Raw genomic sequence first — 20,821 nt, 5'->3', positions numbered from 1 at the left:
TTGTGCACCAATTGCGATCCCGGCCCCGTGGCGACGTGCTCACGCTGCGGACGCGAGCGGCCGTGCCTCCGCGCACGATCCGAGAAGCCGGTATGCCGCAGCTGCCGTGATCGTCCGGAGGTAACCTGCGTCCGGTGCGGTCAGTTGCGCCGAGTCACGGCACGTTGGCCCATGGGGCCTGTCTGCCCAAGCTGCTACAAGTACATCTGCACTCACCCTGCGGAATGCGCCGCGTGTCAGCAGCGCCGCCCGCTGATCGGCCACGATGCACGACGTCAGCCCATCTGCGGCCCATGCTCAGGCGTCGACTTGACTTACAACTGCTCCACCTGCGGTGAGGCGGGCGACATCTACAAGGAGAGCCAGTGCGCCCGCTGCGTACTACGAACCCACCTGTGCGAACAATTTGGTCCGCTCGAAGGCTCTCCTCTGGCGCCCTTGATCAACGCGCTCACCGCTGCGGCTACGCCACGGTCCGTGCTTTTGTGGATGCGTAAGGACACCAGCGGGGCCGCCCTATTGCGGGACATGCTCGCCGCTGGCTACCCCATCACCCACGAACTGCTGGACACCTTCCCTGGCCGGCAAGCCGCCGTCCATCTGCGTCACCTGTTGGTCCACGTCGGCATCCTGCCGGAGCGCGACGAGTACGTAGCGAGTATGGAACTGTGGCTCAAGCGCTACCTCGCTGACACCCAGGCTCACCACCGCGGCATCCTGCAACCCTATGCCCAGTGGGTCGTCCTGCGACGAGTCCGCCACCAAGCCCGCACCCGCGGGAACAGCAGGTCCAGCATCAACTACGCCCGCAGCCAAGTCTCAGCGACGCTGGACTTCCTGAAGTGGGTCGAGGCCCAGAAGCTGACCCTGGCATCGGTCACTCAAGCCGAAGTTGATCGCTGGCTGGCCGAAGGAGCAACTTCGCGCCGCCGGTTGCGCGACTTTCTGCGATGGGCACGTCGATGCCATCTCGTTGACGATCTGCACGTGCCCTGGCAACCAGACGGCGAACCTGCCAACTTCCTCGACGAGGACGAGCACCTGGCCCTGCTGCACCGCTGCATCAACGATCCCGCCCTACCGCTGGACGTTCGGACGGCTGGCTCGCTGATCCTGCTCTACGGTCTGCCCGTGACGCGGGTTGCCCAACTCACCCACCAGAACGTTGAGAAGCGTGGGGTCGACTCGTATATCCGGTTGGGTGAGCACGCGGTCGTGCTGCCGCCAGCCCTCGCTCGACTCCTCGACGAACAGATGCGAGTCCCGGTCTTGTCGGTGGTAGAGCGCCGGACTCCCCGGCGGCAAGACGGCTGGCTGTTTCCGGGAGCGCTGGTCGGCCGCTCCATTGATGGGTCCAAGCTTTCTGGGAAGCTGCTGCGGCACGGTATCGATGTTCGTCCCGCCCGCAACACTGCGCTGATGACGTTGGCCTCAGACCTGCCCGCCCCGATCCTCAGCAAGATCCTCGGGATCCACATCAACACGGCGGTCGACTGGGTCTCCTACGTCAAGCGAGACTGGTCCTCCTATATCGCAGCTCGGGAGACCGCTACGGGCTTTCACGGAGCGTTACGTACCCCTGATGAGTAGCGCACGTCAGGAACAAGTGATCTCCGCCAGTACCGCTGACCCGCGAGCGGTGATCCACCGCTGAGGCGGGGCGAGGACTTCGTGTCCTCGCCCCGCCCTTTTTGTGCCCCTGTTGTCAACCAGGGTTGACAGTGGGCGGGTGTCAACCTAGGTTGACAGTATGAGCGAGAGCAGAGAACTCGCGGCCGCGGCGGGCAGTCGCGATCCCGCGGTGGGGCTGCGGGCGGTGCGGGCGTTGCGGGACCTGGCGGACCGGCTGGAGGGGTTGCAGGTCGGGAACGCCCGGCAGCAGGGCTGGTCCTGGCAGGACATCGCGGTCTGCCTCGGGGTGAGCCGGCAGGCGGTCCACAAGAAGTACGCCCGGCGCGGGGGCGGCGAATCCGGCGGCGATTTCGGCGGCGAGAAGGATGGAGGCTGAGCGATGTTCGAGCGTTTCACCGACGATGCGCGACGAGTGGTGGGCCGGGCGGGGCAGGAGGCGGCGGAGCTCAAGCACGGGTCCATCGGGACGGAGCACCTGTTGCTGGCCGTTCTGGCGCTGCCGGGGGACCCGTCGGCGGCCGTGCTGGTCGATGCGGGCCTGGATCACGCCACCGCGCAGCAGGCGGTGCGCCGGCTGCTGGGTCCGGGGGACGACGCGGAGGCGCTGGCGGCGATCGGGGTGGACCTCGGCGCCGTCCGGGAGGCCGTCGAGTCGGTGTTCGGGGAGGGTGCGCTGGACGCTCCGGACGAGGAGCCGGCGGCGCGGCGGCGCGGCTGGTTCAGGTCGGAGCCGAAGGCGCGGCGGAGTCCGTTCACGGCGCCGGCGAGGAAGGTGCTGGAGCTGTCGCTGCGCGAGTCGCTGCGGCTGAAGTCCGGTCACATCGCGGTCGGGCACCTGCTGCTCGGGGTGCTCCGGGAGGGCGAGGGCCTGGGGGCCAAGGTGATCGCCGGTCACGGGCTGGATGCCCAGGCCGTCCGCCGGGCGGTGGAGGCGACGCTGGGCTGACGGAGGTGCGGCGGGCTGGTCGCGGAACGGTGCACGAAGCGTGAACGAACGATACTGTCCGTCAACTCTCCAGTTGAGGCCAACAGCTGAATGGATATGATCGGCCGACTGCGTGAACCGATCAGCCGCCCGGAGACGTTTCATCACGTCGGCCGGGCGGTCGCGCATTCGCCTAGCCCCGCTGTCGGCGTCAGCCCGTCGACGCCCGCCGCCGCTGCCGAGGACCGCATCGATGACAGAACGCACCAGCCCCGAAGGTGGTCCGAGCCGTCGGCCCGCCGCGCGCACCGCGGCCCTCACGGCGGGGGCGGTCCTGTTGGCGCTGGTCGTCGCCCCGATCGGGATCAGCCGGGCCTCGGCGGCCCACCAGCCGCTGACCGCGGTCGCGGTCGGCGCGGTCGCCGCGCTCTGGCTGATCGTCGTCGGGCTGGCGGCCTCCGCCACCGAGCGCGCCCGCCGGCTGGCGGCCGGGCTCGCCGCGAAGGACGACGAGGCCATGGCGGCGCTGGTCGTGGCCGGCACGGCCAGACAGGCCGAGACGGCCGCCCGGGAGCGGACCGCCGCGGCGAAGGCCGAGCGCGACACCGCCCGGTCCGAGCTCGCGCAGGCCCGGGCCGACCTCACCGCCGCGCAGACCGAGCTGGCCCGGGTGCGGGAGGAGGCCGAGGCGGAGCGGGCCGAGCGGGCCCAGCTGGACCGGCTGGCCGACGAGGTGCTGCCCGAGCTGGTGAAGAGGCTCCGCGGCGGCGCGTCCGTCGAGAGTGCGCTGGCCGCACACCGCCGGCACCCCCAGTACGCGCTGCTGCGCGCCGTCGCCGAGGAGGTCGGCCGCGGCGAGCGCCTGCGGGCCGCCGCCCTCGCGGTCTGCGCGACCGCGGCCGGGCGGGTCCAGGCGCTGGCCACGAGCATGCACGCCGAGCTGCGCGAGATGCAGCACCGGCACGACGAGGAGGTCCTCGGCGACCTGCTGCGGCTGGACCACTCCACCGCGCAGGCGGGCCGGATGGCCGACAGCATCGCGGTGCTCACCGGCGCCCGATCGGGCCGGCGCTGGGCCAAGCCGATCGCGGTGGAGTCGGTGCTGCGCGGCGCGCTCGGCCGGATCGGCGCCTACCAGCGGGTCCGGCTGCACAACGCCAGCGCCGCCGCCGTGGCCGGGTTCGCCGCCGAGGGCGTGATGCACGCGCTCGCCGAACTGCTCGACAACGCCACCAACTTCTCCGCCCCGCCGGCCGAGGTGCACGTCTACGTCGAGGAGGTGCCGGCCGGGCTGGCGGTCACCGTGGAGGACAGCGGACTCGGCCTGAGCGACAGTTGGCTGCGTCGCGCCGAGCGGGCCGTCTCCGCCGAGCCGCTGGACCTCACCACGCTCTCGGCGGGCACCAGGCTCGGCCTCGCGGTGGTCGGTGCGCTGGCCCGCAAGCACGGGTTGCAGATCTCGTTCCGGCCGTCGGCACGCGGCGGCACCGGGGTGGTGATGCTGATCCCGCAGCAGCTGGTGACGCACCCCGCACCGGAGCCCGCGCCGGAGTCCGTCCCGGCCGTACCGGACCGGCCGGCCGTGCAGGCTCCCGCGCGCCCCGCGCTCACCCCGGCCCTCACGCCCGCCCTCGCTCCCGCACGCTCCCTGCCCGCAGCACCCGCCGTGCCGGCCCCCGCCGCTCCCGCCCCGGCCGACCGGGCCGGGACGCCCGTGCCGGTCACCGACAGCGGCCTGCCGCAGCGCCGCCGCGGGCAGACGCTCGCCACCACCGCCCCGGCGGCCCCCGCCGCCGAGCCCGCCCGTGCCGACGCGGCGAGCGCCGCCGCCCGGTTCGGCGCCTTCCGTCGCGCCGCCCAGCAGGCCAAGGGCGGTGCACCCACCACGGACACCACACCCGACGCTTCCCCCGTCGTCACCGAGAAGGACTCCTCATGAGCAGCGCCACCGACCGTGACCTCGACTGGCTGTTGGAAAACCTGCTGACGGCCACCCCCGGCACCCGGCACGCCCTGGTGCTCTCCGCCGACGGCCTGAAGCTCTGCCACACGGCGGGCCTCGACGCCGACCAGGCGGACCAGCTGGCGGCGATAGCCTCCGGCATGCAGAGCCTGGCGCACGGCGCCTCGATCGAGTTCGGCGACGGCAGCGGCGGCGTACGGCAGTCGATGACCGAGTTCCACGGCGGCATCCTCTGCATCGTGGCGGCCGGCGAGGGCGCCCACCTCGCCGTGGTGACCGACGACGACGCGGACGTGGGCGTGGTCGGCCACAACATGCACGGTCTGATCGAGCAGATCGGCGTGCACCTGAGTGCCCCGGCCCGCGAGGACGTGGCAGGCCCGGCGCCCGCGGACCGCGAGAGCGCCCGGGCATGACCGGGCGGCCGGTCATGCCGGGCCGTGACGACGACCCGGACCGTCTCTACACCATCACCCGGGGGCGCAGCCGGTCCCCGGAGAACGCCTTCGACCTGGTCACCCTGATCGTCGCCGAGCGGGAGCCGGCCTCGGGCATGCAGTCGGAGCACGCCCGCATCCTGCGGATGTGCGAGGCCCCGACCGCCGTCGTCGAGGTCGCCGCGGAACTGTCGCTGCCGGTGTCGGTGGTGAAGATCCTGCTCGGCGACCTGCTGGAGACCGGGGCGATCACCGCCCGCCACCCGCGGTTCGCGCCCAACAAGGCCCGGCTGCCCGATCTCGACACGCTGAAGCAGGTGCTGCATGGACTCCAACGGCTCTGAGGCACCGGCGGCCCGGCGCACCCCGCTGCGCGGCACCGCCGACAACGCGCTGAAGATCGTCGTGGTCGGCGGCTTCGGCGTGGGCAAGACCACGCTGGTCGGCGCGGTCAGCGAGATCCGCCCGCTGAACACCGAGGAGACCATGACCAAGGCGGGCGAGGGGATCGACGACCCCTCGGGCGCCTGGGGCAAGCGGTCCACCACGGTGGCCTTCGACTTCGGCCGGATCACGCTCTCCGCCAGCCAGGTGCTCTACCTGTTCGGCGCGCCCGGGCAGGAGCGCTTCTGGTTCCTCTGGGACCGCCTGTTCAGCGGCGCCCTCGGCGCCGTCGTCCTGGTGGACACCCGGCGGTTGGAGGAGTCCTGGTACGCCATCGACCGCCTTGAGCACCACGGCACGCCGTTCATCGTGGCCCGGAACAACTTCGGTGAGCCGACCCACACGCTGGAGCAGGTCCGGGAGGCGCTCGACCTGCCGGCCGACGTCCCGCTGGTGGACTGCGACGCGCGCGACCGGGAGTCGAGCAAGCAGGTGCTGATCGAGCTGGTCCGCCACCTGGCCGCCCGGGTCGAGGAGGCCGCCAGCGTCGAGGAGGCCACCCGGACCGGTGCCGGGGCCCACGACGAGTCCCCGGCCGGCGGCGCGGACACCGCCCCGAGCAGGGACTCGTACGGCGGCGCGGACACCGCCCGCAGTGCGGACTCGCCCCGAGGCGCGGGGCCCGGCGGGGCCGGGGCCGCCCTGCCCGCAACAGAAGGCATCACCGACCCGTCCCTCTACGAGGAGTGCACCCCGTGACCGAGCCCGCCGTCACCCCGCCGCCGGGCTGCCCCGCGCACGCCGGCGCCACCCCGCTGTACGGGCCGCGCTTCCAGACCGATCCGGGGCAGCTCTACCGCGAGCTGCGGGCCACCCACGGCCCGGTCGCCCCGGTCGAGCTCGCCGGGGGCGTCCCGGCCTGGCTGGTGATCGGCTACCGCGAGCTCCAACTGGTGACCGGCCAGCCTCAGCTGTTCGGCCGCGACTCCACCCGCTGGAACGCCTGGGAGACCATCCCCGAGGACTGGCCGCTCAAGCCGATGATGGCCCCGGTGCCGTCGATCCTGTACGCCGAGGGCGAGGAGCACGTCCGCCGCTCCCGGGCGGTCACCGACGCGCTGGCCGCCGTCGACCCGTACGAGCTGCGCAAGCACGCCGAGGAGATCGCCGACCGGCTGATCGACGAGTTCGCCGGGCGCGGTGAGGCCGACCTGGTCGCCGAGTACGCGCACCGGATGCCGCTGCTGGTCCTCTGCCGGCTGTTCGGGCTGAGCGAGGCGCAGGCGCCGGTCCTGATCGACGGCCTGCTGACCATGCTGGACGGCGGCCCGGACGCGCCCGCCGGTGCGCAGCGGCTGCTCGGCGTGATGCTGGAGCTGGTCCAGGAGAAGGCCGAGCACCCCGGCAACGACATCGCCACCGCGATGCTCCAGCACGACGCGGGCCTGTCGCACGACGAGATCATGCGCGACCTGCGGGTGATCCTGATCGCCGGCCACCAGCCCAGCTCGTACTGGATCTCCAACGCGCTGCGGCTGATGCTCACCGACGAGCGGTTCGCCGCCTCGCTCTCCGGCGGTCGGCGCAGCATCAGCCAGGCGCTGAACGAGGCGCTCTGGGAGGACACCCCGACGCAGATCTTCGCCGGCCGTTGGGCGACCAGGGACACCCGGCTCGCCGGACAGCGGATCGCCGCTGGGGACATGGTGCTGCTCGGCTTCGCGGGCGCCAACGCGGACCCGTCGGTGCGTCAGCCGGACGGCAGCCCGGCCGAGGGCAACCGGGCGCACATGAGCTACTCGTACGGCGAGCACGGCTGCCCGTTCCCGGCGCAGGAGGCGGCCGAGGTGATCGCCACCACCGCGATCGAGGTGCTGCTGGACCGGCTGCCGGACCTGCGGCTGGCGGTGGCCGAGCACGCGCTGGTCTGGCGCCCGTCGGCGTGGGTGCGTGGGCTGATGGCGCTGCCGGTGTCGTTCACCGCGGGCTACCACGCCTGAGCCGGGCAGGCTGTTCAGGGCTGTTCACGATCCAGTACCTCAAGGAGAGTTGTGCCGATGACCGCTCCGATAGCCCTCGATCCGATGGCGCGCGACAACGCCGCCGAGGGTGCGCTGCTGCGTGCGGCGGGCCCGGCGGTGGCGGTTGAGCTGCCGGGTGGCGTCGCCGCCTGGGCGGTGACGCAGCACGCGGCCGCCCGGGACCTGCTGACCGACGCCCGGCTGGTGAAGGACGCCGCGCACTGGGCGGCGTACCAGCGCGGCGACGTGCCGAAGACCTGGCCGCTGATCGGCCTGGCGGTGCCCGGTCCCAGCATGGTGACCACCGACGGTGCCGAGCACCGGCGGCTGCGGGCGTTGGTGGCGCAGGCCTTCACGCCGCGTCGGGTGGAGCTGATGCGCCCGCGGGTGGAGGAGATCACCCACGGGCTGCTGGACGCGCTGGCGGCGGGGGAGCGGGAGGTGGACCTCAAGACCGCGTTCGCCTTTCCGCTGCCGATGACGGTGATCTGCTCGCTGCTGGGCGTGCCCGAGTCCGACCACGGCCATCTGCGTGACCTCTACGAGCGGTTCTTCGGCATCCGGCCCAACCCCGAGGGCATCCAGGCGACCATCGCCGGGCTGAACGCCTTCGTCAACGACCTGGTGGCGCAGCGCCGTTCGGCGCCCGGGGACGACCTCGCCAGTGTGCTGCTGGCGGCGGACACCGAGGGCGGCGCGCTGAGCGACGCCGAGGCGGCGGCCACCCTGCGGGTGATCATCGCGGCGGGCCACGAGACCACGGTCAACCTGATCGGCAACGCGGTGCGGGCGCTGCTGGCCCATCCGGAGCAGCTGGAGCTGGTGCGTTCGGGCAAGGTCGGCTGGGACGCGGTGGTCGAGGAGTCGCTCCGCTGGACGCCGCCGACCAGCAACTTCCTGTTCAGGTTCACCACCGGGGACGTCGAGGTCGGCGAGGTGGTGATCCCGAAGGGTGAGCCGGTGCTGATCTCGTACAACGCGATCGGCCGCGACCCGGCCCAGCACGGGGTGACCGCCGAGCTGTTCGACATCACGCGGGACCCGATCCGCCACCTGTCGTTCGGTCACGGGCCGCACGTCTGCCCCGGGTCCCCGCTGGCCCGGCTGGAGGCGGGGGTGGCGCTGCCGGCGCTGTTCGAGCGGTTCCCGGACCTCGCGGTGGCGGTGCCGGACGCGGAGCTGCGGCCGAGTCCGTCGCTGGTGGTCAACTCGCTGCGGGAGCTGCCGGTCCGGCTGTTCTGACGGCCGGTCGTGGTGCGGCCCCGCCCGGCCCGGGCGGGGCCGTCGGCGTTTCCGGGCACACCCGGAGCCCCGGCGGCGTTTCCGGGAACGTCCGAAGCCCCGGGGGCGGGGTTCCGTCCGCCCGGGGCGCGGCGTCCGGGCCGGGGTCCTGCCGGGGCGCGGAATACGGGCCGGGGCCGTTCCGGGTTACGGCGTCCGGGCCGGGGTCCTGCCGGGGCGGCCACGGGTCACAACTTGGGCCACGTGCGGGTGAAGGTCGAACGCGGACCTTGGCGAGGGGTGGCCGCTGCGTTAACGTCGTCAAACCGGCCGCCGCCGCGTCCATGTCGATCTCCGGTACAGCGCAATGTCGTTCTGTCGTACTGCCGGCGCTGCGCGCCCTGGCGAGGAGGACCGCATTGACCCCCACCCCGACCGTGCCGTCCACGAGTTCGCCCTCCGCCCGTTCCCGCCGTCTGGTGGCCGTACCCGCCCTGCTGGCGGCGTTGGCGCTGACCGCGGCGTGCTCGAACAGTTCGAGCAGCTCCGGTGGCGGGTCGGGCGGCGGCCAGACCCTGGCCGGTGACTGCGCCAAGTTCCAGCAGTACGCGGGGCATTCGGGCACCACGGTGACGGTCTTCGCGTCGATCCTCAGCCCGGAGTCGGACAACCTGGAGAAGTCCTGGTCCGAGTTCAGCTCGTGTACCGGCATCAAGATCAGCTACGAGGGTTCCAACGACTTCGAGTCCCAGCTGCCGGTGCGGGTGACCGGTGGCAACGCGCCGGACTTCGCGATCATCCCGCAGCCCGGTCTGCTGGCGCAGATGGTGAAGAGCGGCAAGGTGGTGAAGCCGCCCGCGCAGACCGTCGCCAACCAGGAGAAGTGGAGCCCGGTCTGGAAGACCTACGGCTCGGTGAACGGCACCTTCTACGCGGCGCCGATGAGCGCCAACATGAAGTCCCTGGTCTGGTACTCGCCGAAGGCCTTCAAGCAGGCCGGCTACGAGGTGCCGAAGACCTGGGCCGACCTGATGGCGCTCAGCGACCGGATCGCCAAGGCCGGCGGCGGCAAGCCGTGGTGCGGTGGCATCGCCTCCGGGACGGCCACCGGCTGGCCGGCCACCGACTGGCTGGAGGAGGTGGTGCTGGGCTCGTACGGCGGTGACGTGTACGACCAGTGGGTGACCCACAAGGTGAAGTTCTCCGACGAGAAGATCACCACGGCGATGAAGACCGTCGCGGACTGGATGCAGAACCCGGCGTGGGTCAACGGCGGCTACGGCGACGTGAAGTCGATCGCCACCACGACCTTCCAGGACGCGGGCGCGCCGGTCCTCACCGGCAAGTGCTTCATGCTCCAGCAGGCCTCGTTCTACAAGGCGCAGTGGCCGAAGGGCACCAACGTCGGGCCGGACGGCGACATCTTCGCCTTCCACCTGCCGGCGGTGAACCCGCAGGTCGCCAACCCGGTCGAGGGCGGCGGCGAGTTCCTGACCGCGTTCGCGAGCCGGCCCGAGGTGCAGGCGGTGCAGAACTACCTGTCCAGCTCGGAGTGGGCGAGCAGCCGGGTGAAGACCGCCACCGGCTGGGTCTCGGCCAACCAGGGCGTGGACAAGAGCCTGTACACCGACCCGATCGACCGGCTCTCCGCCGACGCGCTCACCGACCCGGCGGCCACCTTCCGCTTCGACGGCTCGGACCTGATGCCGGCCGCGGTCGGGGCCGGGCAGGAGTGGAAGTCGCTGACCGCCTGGTTCGCCGAGGGCCAGTCGATCCAGAAGACCGCCGCCGACATCGACGCGGCCTGGCCGCAGTAGCGGCCGCCGCCAGGGTCCATCCGTCGAGGGCGGTGCGGGGCCACCCACCCGCACCGCCCGCCCCTCCGCTCCACCCGGGGCAGGGAAAGGACGTGCAGCCATGTCCGTACTCGCCGGCCCCCGGCCGTCCGCCGCGCTGGCCGACGGCTCCTGGGGCGACGCGGCCGTCAAGTTCGGCAACAGCTTCGGTGCGATCGCGGGTTTCCTCGGCATCCTGCTGCTGGTCTTCCTGGTCGCCGGCCGGGCCTCCGGCCGGATCGCCCGGCCGCTGGCCGTCGCGGTCTTCCTCGGCCCGGCGGTCGTGCTGCTGCTGGTCGGCCTGGTCGCCCCGCTGGTCCGCACCGTCTACCTGAGCCTGTACAACGACGACAGCAGCCGGTTCGTCGGTGGCGAGAACTTCGGCTGGGCGTTCACCACCGACTCGGTGCAGAAGGTCCTGGTCACCACCCTGCTCTGGCTGGTGGTCGCGCCGCTGGCCGCGACCGGCCTGGGCCTGGTGCTGGCGCTGCTGGTGGACCGGATGCGCGGCCAGGCGGTCTACAAGTCGCTGATCTTCATGCCGATGGCGATCTCGCTGGTCGGCGCCTCGATCATCTTCAAGTTCGTCTACGAGTCCCGGGACGCCTCGCAGCAGCAGATCGGCCTGCTCAGCCAGGTCGCCATCGCGCTGGGCTGGGAGCACCCGCCGAACTGGATGCTCTCCCAGCCGCTGAACACCTTCCTGCTGATGGCGGTGATGGTCTGGGTCCAGACGGGCTTCGCGATGGTGGTCCTCTCGGCTGCCATCAAGGCGATCCCGGACGAGGTCACGGAGGCCGCCCGGCTGGACGGCGCGGGCGGGGTGCGGCTGTTCTGGTACGTGACGGTGCCGATGATCCGCACCACGGTGGTGGTGGTGCTCACCACCGTCATGATCACCACGCTGAAGGCCTTCGACATCGTCCGCACCATGACCGGCGGCAACTTCGGTACCCAGGTGCTGGCCAACGAGATGTACTCGCAGTCCTTCGTGCAGTTCAACACCGGGCGGGGCAGCGCCCTCGCGGTGATCCTCTTCCTCGCGGTGCTGCCGCTGGTGGCCTACAACATCGTCCAGCTGCGGAAGGAGCGTGGGGTCCGATGAGCGTGCTCGATCCGGTGCGCGGGCGCGGCCCGTCGGGCGGGCGCCGCGGGACGGGAGCCGGCCGGCCGCTGGCCGGGCGCCGCGGCCCGGTCCGCCAGGCCTTCGGCTCCCCGCTCGCCTCGGTCTTCGTGATCGCGGTGACGGTGCTCTGGACCATCCCCACCCTGGGCCTGCTGGTGACCTCGCTGCGCCCCAAGCAGGACGTCACCGCGAACGGCTGGTGGAACGCGTTCCTCCACCCGGACCTCGGCCTCTCCAACTACCACACGGTGCTGTTCGAGGGCGGCTCCGGCGTCTCCACCGGTCTGATGCCGTTCCTGGTGAACTCGCTGGCGATCAGCGTCCCGGCGACGCTCTTCCCGCTGGTGCTGGCGGCGATGGCCGCGTACGGGCTGGCCTGGGTGCGGTTCCGGGGCAGCGACGCGGTGTTCTTCGTGGTCTTCGCGCTCCAGGTGGTGCCGATCCAGATGGCGCTGATCCCGCTGCTGCGGCTGTTCTCCGGCGGCGCGCACCTGGGCCCGCTGACGCTGATCCCGGCGGTGGACCTCAAGGGCACGTACGCGCCCGTCTGGCTGGCGCACACCATGTTCGCGCTGCCGTTGGCGATCTTCCTGCTGCACAACTTCATCGCCCAGCTGCCGCGGGACCTGATGGAGGCGGCGGTGGTGGACGGCGCCTCGCACTTCAAGATCTTCCGGTCGATCGTGCTGCCGCTCTGCGCGCCGGCGCTGGCCTCGTTCGCGATCTTCCAGTTCCTCTGGGTCTGGAACGACCTGCTGGTGGCACTGACCTTCGCCGGCGGGACCCCCGAGGTGGCGCCGATGACGGTCCGGCTGGCGCAGCTCTCCGGGTCCTTCGGCGGACGTTGGGAGCTCCTCACCGCCGGGGCGTTCCTGTCGATCGTGATCCCCCTGGTGGTCTTCTTCAGCCTCCAGCGGTACTTCGTCCGCGGTCTGCTGGCCGGATCCGTCAAGGGGTGACGCCGCCCGGCCGGCGATTGTGGTGGTTCCGTGGCCACGCTTGCCGCACAACCGGTACACCGTTAAGGGCAGTTGGCCGACAGGGGCACGCCGAGCGGGCACGCCGAACGGGCACGCCGAAACGGGCACAGGGGCGGTCGTGGCAGGTGCAGGCCGACATGCGGGCGTACGTCAGGGTGCACGTCCAGGGCGTGCGCGACACCTCGGGGAACGCGCTGGCGAACCCGGCCACGCTCTCGTTCACCACCGGGGGCGCACCGCCGAAGACGCTCGGCAACACCGGGGTGGGCTCGCTGGTCGACGACACCGACTCCAACCACCTCAACGGCAGCCGGATCACCACGGGCGCCTCGGCCGTGCCGCTGACCTCGTTGAGCGTGCACGTCGGACCGGTCGGCGCAGCGCCCAACGGCCAGTACCAGCTGGCGGTCTACAGCGACGCGGGCGGCTCGCCCGGCACCCTGGTCGCGACCACCGGCAGCGGCACGCAGACCCCCAAAGCCTGGAACTCGCTGCCGGTCAAGGCCACCCTGAGCGCCAACACGGCGTACCGGCTCGGCTGCACCACCAACGGCACCGGCGCCGCGGTCAACAACATGAACTACGCGACCGGCCCGACGGGCTCGGGCGCCTGCAGCAACGCGGTGGTGCCCTTCGGCAACTGGCCGGCGGACTTCGGGCCGGCGGTGAAGGACTCGCTGACGTACTCGCTGCACGGCTCCTACTGAGCCGCTGACCTGCCCTCATGTTCGGGGCAGGGCCAGGGGGCGCCTTTGTCACAGACCAGTGACAGAGGCGCTTCCCGCGTTTTTGAACCTGTTCAGAATGGTCTACAGTCTGCTGCAGTAGCGGCGCTCCGGGCGCCTGCCGCGGACTGCCCCCAGGGCGGCTTCCGCATGCCCACCGACCTCTGAGGGGGAACGCGTGTCAGGTCTTTCCACACCCGCACCGGGGGACGGGCCGTCCGATCCCGGCGCCACCGGTGCTGGTGCCTCCGGTGCTGGTGCCTCCGATGCGGGTGCGGGTGCGGGTGCGGGGGCGAGTTCGTCCGGTGCTGCTGCTGGGGCGGGTGCTGGGGCTGGCGCGTCCGGTGCCGGTGCGTCCGGGGCGGGTTCCTCCGGTTCTGACGGGCCTGGTGCCGGCGGGCCCGGAGCCAGGCCCGGCCCGTTCGGGCCCGGTGCACCCGGTGCTCCGGGCGGCGGCCAGGCGGCGTTCGACGCGTACCGCGGCCCGGCCGGCCCGGCCAACCCGTACCGCGCGCCGGCCGTCGGAGCGGTGCCGCGGCCCAACGGGTGGCTGCGCCCCAGCGACCCGGGCGCCAAGGCCCCGGCCCCGCCGCGGGCGCTGCTCGCCGCAGTGCTGACCGGCCTGCTGACGGCCTGGCTGATGGACAGCGGCCTCGGCGTGAACCTGCTGCTCTGCGGCACGGTCGCCGCCACCGGCGCAGGCCTCTCCGCCTGGTCGGCCGGTCGGCGAATACGCGCCTGGACGGTGGCGTGGAGCGCGCTCGCCCTGGCCCTGCTCGCGGTGCCCGCGCTCTTCGACGCGGGCTGGCCGACGGTGCTCTCCACGGTCTGCGCGCTGGCCCTGGCCTCGCTCGCCCTGCACGGCGGCCGCCGCTGGGCGGGCGTGCTGCTGGCGCTGCCCGGCATCCTCTGGCAGCTCGTGCCCGGCCTTCGCTGGGCCCGGGACGGCCTGCGCGGCCTCGCGCTGCCCGGCCGCGGCAAGGTGGTTCCGGTGCTGCGGGCCGTCGTGGTGGCCGCCGTGCTGCTGACCGTCTTCGGCTGGCTGTTCGCCAGCGCCGACGCGGCGATGGCGGACGTCCTGGGGAGCCTCAGTCCCAGCCTCGACCTGGGCGAACTCCCGCTGCGCTTCGTGCTCTTCGTCCTCGGCCTGGTCACCGCGCTCGGCTTCGCCCACATCGCGGCCGGTCCGCGCCGCTGGGACCGCACCGTGATCCGCCCGGGCCGCGAGCGCGGCCGACTGGAGTGGGTGCTGCCGCTGGCCGCGCTCAACCTGATGTTCGGCGCCTTCGCGCTGGTCCAGGCCGTGGTGGTGCTCGGCGGCCGGGACTCGATCATGGAGAACACCGGGATGAGCCGCTCCGAGTACGCCCGGCAGGGCTTCTGGCAGCTGATGGCCGTCACCGTGCTGACCCTGGTCGTGGTCGCCGTCGCCAAGCGCTGGGCGCCGCGCAGTACGGAGTCGGACCGCCGGCTGGCCCGGGTCCTGCTCGGCGCGCTCAGTCTGCTCACCCTGGTCGTGGTCGCCTCGGCGCTCGGCCGGATGTGGTTCTACGTCGACGCCTCCGGGCTGACCAGGCTGCGGCTCTGGGTGCTGGTGGTCGAGGCCTGGCTGGGCGTCGTGTTCGTGCTGCTGATCACGGCCGGGCTGGTCCGCTCCGCCGCCTGGCTGCCGCGCGCCGTGGTGCTCAGCGGCGCACTGACCGCCGCCGTCTACGGGCTGATGGGGCCGGACGCCATCGTCGCCGAGCAGAACGTGGCCCGCTTCGAGCGCACCGGGCAGATCGACCTGCGCAACGTCCGCGACCTCTCGCTCGACGCCGTCCCGGCCCTCGACCGGCTGCCCGCGAACCACCGGACCTGCGCCCTGGAGAAGCAGTGGTTCGACCTTCCCGACGAGGCCTCGCCCTGGTACGCCACCAGCCTCGCCGAGTCGCGCTCCCGCGGGATCCTGCTGGACCACCCGCCGGTCGGTCCGGGGAACGCCGCCTCGGACGCCTGCAAGGCGGTGGGCCTGCAGCGCGGGTTCTTCGGCGAGTACTGATTCCGCGGGTTCGTCGGCGCGTAAAGAACCGGCGGGTTCATCGGCGCGTACTGATGTCGGGCGTCGGCATTTCGCCGCCGCCACGGAAACGACCGGGCCGGCCGGGAGCGATGCTGCTCCCAGCCGGCCCTTGCGGTGAGGCCGCCACGGCCTGACCTCGGTACGGCGTCCGACTCGGTGCCCGGCCTCAGTGCAGCACGACACCTGCGGCGTCCGACGGCAGGTCGGAGGCCTTGGCCTTGATCACGAACACGGCCGACAGTAGGGCGACACCCGCGAGCGCCGCACCGACGATGAAGGCGTGCGAGATGCCGTACGCCAGCATCTGGTTGCCGGCCTCCGCCAGCTGCTCCTTGGTCGGCACGACGTTCTTCGGGGCCGCCGCCATCAGCTCGGCCTTCTTGTCGTCGAAGGACCGGGCGAACACGGTGGTCAGGATCGACAGGCCCAGCGAACCGCCGATCTGCTGCATCGAGTTGAGCAGGCCGGAGGCGGCGCCGGTGTCACGGGTGGAGACGCCTGCGACGGCGAGCAGCATGACCGGGACGAAGATCAGACCCATGCCGAAGCCGAACATCACCGTGGGGCCGAGAATGCTGTCGACGTAGCCGCTGTCGGCGTTCATCCGGGTGAGCCAGCTGAGGCCGGCGGTGACCAGGACGGCGCCGGTGACCATGAAGGGCTTGGGGCCGTACTTCGCCTGGAGCGCCGAGGCGACCTGCGCCGCCACGATGATCGAGGCGCTGATCGGCAGGAAGGCGACGCCGGCCCGCAGCGGGCTGTAGCCGAGCGGACCCTGCACGAACAGCGTGATGTAGAAGAAGATGCCGAACATGGCCGCGGCCAGGCAGAGCATCATCACCAGGCCACCGGTGCGGTTCCGGTCGAGGAACAGGTGCAGCGGGGTGATCGGCTGGGCGGTCCTGCGCTCGATCACGACGAACGCGAACAGCAGCAGTACGCCCGCGGCGAACGAGCCCAGCGTCACGGTGTCCGTCCAGCCGTCCGAGGCGGCCCGGATGAACCCGTAGACCAGGCCGATCAGGCCCAGCGTCGAGGTGAGCGCTCCGGGAAGGTCGAAGCGGCCCTCCTGGCGCTCCGACTCGGCGATGTAGCGCGGGGCGGCGAACGCGATCAGGACCGCGATCGGCACGTTGACGAAGAAGACCCAGCGCCAGTCCAGGTATTCCGTGAGCAGGCCGCCGGCCAGCAGGCCGATCGCGGCACCCGACCCGGCCACCGCGGAGAAGACGCCGAACGCCCTGTTGCGTTCCGGTCCCTCCTCGAAGTTGGTCGCGATCAGGGCGAAGGCCGTCGGCGAACAGATCGCGCCGCCGATGCCCTGCAGGGCGCGGGCGGCGAGCAGCATCCCGCCGTCCTGCGCGAAGCCGCCCAGCAGCGAGGCCAGGCCGAACAGCAGCGTGCCGGCGATGAACACCCGGCGGCGGCCGAGGATGTCGCCCGCGCGACCGCCGAGCAGCAGCAGGCCGCCGAAGGTCAGCGTGTAGGCGTTGATCACCCACGACAGGTTGGTGGTGGAGAAGTGCAGCGCGTCCCGGATCTGCGGCAACGCGATGTTCACGATCGTGGCGTCGAGCACCACCATGAGCTGCGTGGCCGCGATGACGGCCAGGGTGATGCCCTTGTGCCGGCCCTGGTCGCCTTGCGATGGTGTGCTCTTGCTGAGTGTGTCGGAGATAGCCAAGTTGATGCCCCCTGCTGGCTATTGCTTCGTATGCTGCGGACCCTGGGTCCGGCACAGCCCTACGGCGTCCCGCTGGCTATGAAGGAACGGAATCGTTCACTAATGTGGACGATATCCTGGACGAGATTGTGAACGCAAGCGTTCTCTAAGGTTGGTGACGATGGATCAGTTGGTGCGACGCCAGGCGGTGGGCGCGACGGCCGGCCGGGCCGTGGAGCGGACTGCGGGGCGCTCGGGAGAACGCCCGGTCGCCCCCGAACCGACACCTGTCGCCCCGGTGGCTGCGCTCGCGGCGCTCTGTCCGGTCAAGGCGGCCGCCGAGGTCCTCTCCCGGCCGGCGCGCCGCCGGGGGAAGGAACTTGAGCAGGCGATCTTCGAGGCCACGCTCGATCAGCTCACCTCCGGCGGATTCGCGCGGCTGACGATGGAAGGCGTCGCCGGTGCCGCGCGGACCGGGAAGGCCGCGCTGTACCGGCGTTGGGCGTCCAAGGTCGAACTGGTCATCGACGCCCTGGACTCCACTCTGCCACGCCCTTCGGACACGCCGGACCTCGGGTCCACCCGTAGTGAACTCCTGCTGCTCATCGAGGGTTTCACCGCAGCGATGGGCTCCCGGGCGGGTGCCGCGATGAACGCGCTGATGTCCGAGCTGGACCACGAGCAGGCCGAGCTGTTCAAGGACTTCATCACGCGGAGGGTGATCGAACCGACCAAGGGCACCATTCTGGACATCCTCCGCCGGGGCGCCGGGCGCGGCGACGTCCGGCCCGGCGCGGCCACCCCGCTCGTGGCCGACGTGGCCCCGGCGATGCTGATGTACCGGGTGAAGACCTGCGGGCGGGAGATCGGGGCGAATTTCGCGGTCGAGCTGGTCGACGAGGTGATGATGCCGCTGATCCGCGCATGAGGCGGCGGGGGTCGTGGGTTGGGGCCTCAGGGGCTGGGTGGGCCTGAGCGCCTGGCGGGCTGAGGTGGCTGAGGGCCCGGGCCTGGCGGCCTTGCGTGCCCGCAGGGCTTGAGGGCCGTGGGGCCTGGGTGCCCCGGGATTCCGAGTGCCCCGGAGCGGGGCGGGGTGTGAGGGTCTGGGCGGCGGCGTCGCCCGTCGGGTCCTGGGGTGCCGGGGGCCCGGGGCGGGGGCGGGATGGTCGCGGCGGGAGGAACGGGGCGGGATGGTCGGGGCGGCTCCGGGCGGGGCTTAGGCTGGAGGTTGCCCCACTCGAAGGACACCGCGATGCCCATCGTTCCGCCGACGCACTCCGTCGAGCGCTCGCTCCGCCGGGCCGGCGCCAAGATCGTCGTCGGTCTCGACGAGGTCGGGCGCGGCGCCTGGGCCGGCCCGGTCACCGTGGGAGCCGCCGTCACCGGCCTGCGCAAGCCACCGGAGGGTCTGACCGACTCCAAGCTGCTCACCGAGCTGCGTCGTGAGGCGCTCGCCCCGGTGCTCGCCGACTGGGTGAACGCGTACGCGCTCGGTCACGCCACCGCGCTGGAGTGTGACGAGCTCGGGATGACCGCCGCCCTCCGGCTGGCCGCCGTCCGCGCGCTGGAGGCACTGCCGGTGGAGCCGGACGCGGTGATACTCGACGGCAAGCACGACTACCTGGGCGGCCCCTGGCGGGTGCGCACGGTGATCAAGGGCGACCAGTCCTGCATCTGCGTCTCGGCCGCCTCGGTGCTCGCCAAGGTGCACCGCGACGGCATGATGGCCGAACTCGGCGAGGCGCACCCGGAGTACGGCTTCGCCGACAACGCCGGCTACCCGTCGCCGGTCCACCGTGCCGCGCTGGAGGAGTTCGGCCCGACCGAACAGCACCGGCTCTCCTGGGCGTACATGGACGGCCTGCCCCAGTGGCGTCACCTGAAGCGGAACAGGGTCGGCGTGGGCGCGGGCGGAGCGGGTTCCGGCGGACCGGCCGACGAACAGTTGACGCTCGGTTTCTGACGTTCCGTCGGGAATTGCCGGGGTGGGGGCGGTCGGTTCGTGGTGCCCAATAGGTGGGGTGCCCGTGCGCGCCCGACCGGCATTTGATAGATATCCGGGTATGCCTGTCTTCCCCGAGGAGCCGGAGATTCACAAGAGCCTCCCGGGCCCCGGCGTTCCCTTCCCCCGCGAGTCGGACGCACAAGCCCTTCCCACGCCTGCCGTTGGCAGCTCGACCACTACCGCACCGTCGGCCGCCGCTGCCGCACCGTCGGTCGTCGCACCGGTTCCGGTGCCGGGCCCGCGTCCCGCACCTGCGCGGTCGGCGCCCTCGCGCGCCGACCGCCCGGGGCCGCCGCGTACGGCCCAGATCCCCAAGCCCGGCCCGCGCCGCCCGGCGCCCGCCGCACCGCAGCCCGAGGTCCAGCTGGTGCCCGCCACCAAGGCGCAGGCCCTGGACCGCGCGGACGAGGCGGTCGACCAGCTGCTGGACGCCGGGCGCAAGCCGGGCGACATCCTGGTGCTGACGGTCGGCGCGGCGCACCCCTGGCAGCAGCACGAGCTCTCCTTCGGCGAGGAGCGCTACTGGGCGCAACTCGCCGAGGGCGGGGACGTGTTCTACGCCGACGCCGCGCTGACCCGTCCGGCCCGCCGTGAGGTGGTCGTGCTGGTCGTCAACGGCGGTACGGCCGGCCGCGCCGCCGAGGCGTACACCAAGGCGCTCGGCCACACGGCCGCGCTCCTGGTGGTCTGCGGCGACGCCGGTCCCGCAGCCGCAGCAGCCGCCGGCCCGACCAGCGGGCGCCTGCCCGCCTGACACCCCTGGACCGTCCGGGCCCGATGCCGCCGAGGCGCCGGGCCCGGTTCGCGTTGTGCGGCCCGCGCCGGGTGGTTGTGCAGGGCGCCCGAGCAGGGTTCGCGTACAGGGCGCCCTGGGTGCCGGAGCGCGGGGTGCTGAAGCGCGGGGTGCTGAAGCGCGGGGTGCTGAAGCGCGGGGTGTACGGCGCGGTGCCGTGAAGGGTCGGTCGTTGCGCAGGGTGGTGCGTGGGAGCAGGTGATCCCCGGAGGTCCGAGGCCTGCTCCCGGCGCACCGATCCCCGCGTTCGGTGGTGTTGCACCGCGCCCCGCGTTCGGTGGCGCTCCGTGCCCCGTCGCCGGTGCGGGTCGCGTCAGCGGGTCCCGGTGCGCCGGGCCGGCTCGATGGCCGTGACGCGGGCCGGAGCCCACGGGAGCTCGGACGCCCGGGGGCGCTGCGACCGGTCGCCACGCTGGCTCCGCTCCGCCGGTGGGAGCCGGACCGACCGGGGCGGCAGCTCCGTCACGGTGTGGACCGGCCCGTCCGCCCAGGAGCCCGCGTTCGGGTTGCGTCCGCCGCGCCCGTCGCCGAGGACCTGCCAGCCCGCCGGGGTCAGCGCGATGTAGGAACCGCAGCGCAGCCCGTGCAGCACGGCCGCATCCTGCAGGGCCCACATCCAGGCGCCGTCCTGCTCCGTCCAGCCGGCCGCACCCTCGCGGCAGCGCAGCAGCACGGCCGTCCGGGTCGGGGCGGCCTGTCGCAGGTCGTGCGGGGTGACCTGGCGCAGGTGCGAAAGGATCGCGTTGCGGTGCTGCCAGCCGTCGGTGTCGTGGGGCCAGGGTGCGAACGAGGCGGAGGCGGTCAGCCGGTGCGACGCGTCCACCACGCCGACCACGACCGTGCCCGGCTGGGGCAGGTGGCGCTGGTGCAGCTCCAGGACGAATTCGCGCGGATCGCGCAGCAACGGGACCCCGGCGGCCGTCCACGCCTCCAGATCGAGCACCCGTCTGGGCGACGAACTCCGGGCGAGGGGATACTGACCTCGGCCGATACCGTTGATCACGATCCTCCTTCCCGACCCACGGGCGCGCGGGTACCTGCGTACGCCG

At 72.4% G+C, this 20,821-nt stretch carries 18 protein-coding genes and 1 pseudogene; 17 read left to right on the top strand and 2 right to left on the bottom strand.

All coding sequences use genetic code 11. The features are described from left to right. Positions 1–438: 438 nt before the first annotated feature. The 14 genes and pseudogenes from J5Y04_RS29315 to J5Y04_RS29250 all read left to right on the top strand — a co-directional run bounded on the left by J5Y04_RS29315 (position 439) and on the right by J5Y04_RS29250 (position 15,290). Positions 439–1,590, top strand: a complete 1,152-nt coding sequence (locus tag J5Y04_RS29315; protein WP_209415422.1) for a hypothetical protein — start codon at positions 439–441, stop codon at positions 1,588–1,590. Between the two features lie 160 nt (positions 1,591–1,750). Beyond that, positions 1,751–2,008, top strand: coding sequence for an RNA polymerase subunit sigma-70 (locus J5Y04_RS29310; RefSeq protein ID WP_209415421.1), 258 nt, complete (start codon positions 1,751–1,753; stop codon positions 2,006–2,008). A gap of 3 nt (positions 2,009–2,011) precedes the next feature. Then, positions 2,012–2,578, top strand: a complete 567-nt coding sequence (locus J5Y04_RS29305; protein WP_209415420.1) for a Clp protease N-terminal domain-containing protein — start codon at positions 2,012–2,014, stop codon at positions 2,576–2,578. A 232-nt stretch (positions 2,579–2,810) separates the two neighbouring features. Then, positions 2,811–4,496, top strand: a complete 1,686-nt coding sequence (locus J5Y04_RS29300; protein WP_209415419.1) for an ATP-binding protein — start codon at positions 2,811–2,813, stop codon at positions 4,494–4,496. Then, entirely contained in the window at positions 4,493–4,936 is a 444-nt protein-coding gene (locus J5Y04_RS29295) for a roadblock/LC7 domain-containing protein (protein ID WP_148642704.1), read from the top strand. Before J5Y04_RS29300 ends, J5Y04_RS29295 begins: the two co-directional genes overlap by 4 nt. Then, positions 4,933–5,301 (top strand): DUF742 domain-containing protein, encoded by a 369-nt coding sequence (locus tag J5Y04_RS29290; RefSeq protein WP_148642703.1) that lies wholly within the window; start codon positions 4,933–4,935, stop codon positions 5,299–5,301. Before J5Y04_RS29295 ends, J5Y04_RS29290 begins: the two co-directional genes overlap by 4 nt. Further along, positions 5,282–5,908: pseudogene (locus J5Y04_RS29285) on the top strand (ATP/GTP-binding protein); the annotation flags it as partial. The gene J5Y04_RS29290 and the pseudogene J5Y04_RS29285, both read left to right, overlap by 20 nt. Positions 5,909–6,096: 188 nt before the next feature. Next, the gene (locus J5Y04_RS29280; RefSeq protein WP_209415418.1) at positions 6,097–7,341 is read left to right on the top strand and encodes a cytochrome P450; all 1,245 of its coding nucleotides are present in this window, start codon (positions 6,097–6,099) and stop codon (positions 7,339–7,341) included. 57 nt (positions 7,342–7,398) lie between these two features. Next, on the top strand, positions 7,399–8,604 hold the full coding sequence (locus J5Y04_RS29275; RefSeq protein ID WP_209415417.1) for a cytochrome P450: 1,206 nt from the start codon (positions 7,399–7,401) through the stop codon (positions 8,602–8,604). Positions 8,605–9,002: 398 nt separating this feature from the next. Next, positions 9,003–10,400, top strand: a complete 1,398-nt coding sequence (locus J5Y04_RS29270; RefSeq protein ID WP_245205650.1) for an ABC transporter substrate-binding protein — start codon at positions 9,003–9,005, stop codon at positions 10,398–10,400. Between the two features lie 100 nt (positions 10,401–10,500). Then, complete coding sequence (locus J5Y04_RS29265; protein WP_209415415.1) at positions 10,501–11,523, top strand: carbohydrate ABC transporter permease; 1,023 nt, start codon at positions 10,501–10,503, stop codon at positions 11,521–11,523. After that, complete coding sequence (locus J5Y04_RS29260; RefSeq protein ID WP_209415414.1) at positions 11,520–12,503, top strand: carbohydrate ABC transporter permease; 984 nt, start codon at positions 11,520–11,522, stop codon at positions 12,501–12,503. The genes J5Y04_RS29265 and J5Y04_RS29260 overlap by 4 nt, the downstream gene beginning before the upstream one ends. Before the next feature lie 158 nt (positions 12,504–12,661). Continuing rightward, positions 12,662–13,231 carry a choice-of-anchor R domain-containing protein gene (locus J5Y04_RS29255; RefSeq protein WP_209415413.1) on the top strand — a complete coding sequence of 190 codons (570 nt, stop codon included), beginning with the start codon at positions 12,662–12,664 and terminating at the stop codon, positions 13,229–13,231. Positions 13,232–13,778: 547 nt separating this feature from the next. After that, complete coding sequence (locus tag J5Y04_RS29250; RefSeq protein WP_307853360.1) at positions 13,779–15,290, top strand: DUF4173 domain-containing protein; 1,512 nt, start codon at positions 13,779–13,781, stop codon at positions 15,288–15,290. A gap of 187 nt (positions 15,291–15,477) precedes the next feature. On the opposite strand, the gene J5Y04_RS29245 is transcribed toward J5Y04_RS29250, so the two are convergent. Continuing rightward, on the bottom strand, positions 15,478–16,995 hold the full coding sequence (locus J5Y04_RS29245; RefSeq protein WP_256463575.1) for an MFS transporter: 1,518 nt from the start codon (positions 16,993–16,995) through the stop codon (positions 15,478–15,480). 160 nt (positions 16,996–17,155) lie between these two features. Here J5Y04_RS29245 and J5Y04_RS29240 point away from each other — a divergent pair, with 160 nt between their 5' ends. The 3 genes from J5Y04_RS29240 to J5Y04_RS43680 all read left to right on the top strand — a co-directional run bounded on the left by J5Y04_RS29240 (position 17,156) and on the right by J5Y04_RS43680 (position 19,733). Further along, positions 17,156–17,902: a TetR/AcrR family transcriptional regulator gene (locus J5Y04_RS29240; RefSeq protein ID WP_209415412.1), complete on the top strand. Its 747-nt coding sequence runs from the start codon at positions 17,156–17,158 to the stop codon at positions 17,900–17,902. Positions 17,903–18,226: 324 nt separating this feature from the next. Beyond that, positions 18,227–18,937, top strand: coding sequence for a ribonuclease HII (locus J5Y04_RS29235; protein ID WP_209415411.1), 711 nt, complete (start codon positions 18,227–18,229; stop codon positions 18,935–18,937). A 409-nt stretch (positions 18,938–19,346) separates the two neighbouring features. Beyond that, positions 19,347–19,733, top strand: coding sequence for a hypothetical protein (locus tag J5Y04_RS43680; RefSeq protein ID WP_307853359.1), 387 nt, complete (start codon positions 19,347–19,349; stop codon positions 19,731–19,733). Positions 19,734–20,085: 352 nt separating this feature from the next. On the opposite strand, the gene J5Y04_RS29225 is transcribed toward J5Y04_RS43680, so the two are convergent. Further along, positions 20,086–20,715, bottom strand: a complete 630-nt coding sequence (locus J5Y04_RS29225; protein ID WP_307853358.1) for a hypothetical protein — start codon at positions 20,713–20,715, stop codon at positions 20,086–20,088. Positions 20,716–20,821: the final 106 nt, after the last annotated feature.

Source organism: Kitasatospora sp. RG8 (assembly GCF_017813315.1).
Lineage (GTDB): Bacteria > Actinomycetota > Actinomycetes > Streptomycetales > Streptomycetaceae > Kitasatospora.
Note: the sequence above shows the minus strand (reverse complement) of the source record. Positions and strands in the feature narration are given on the sequence as shown.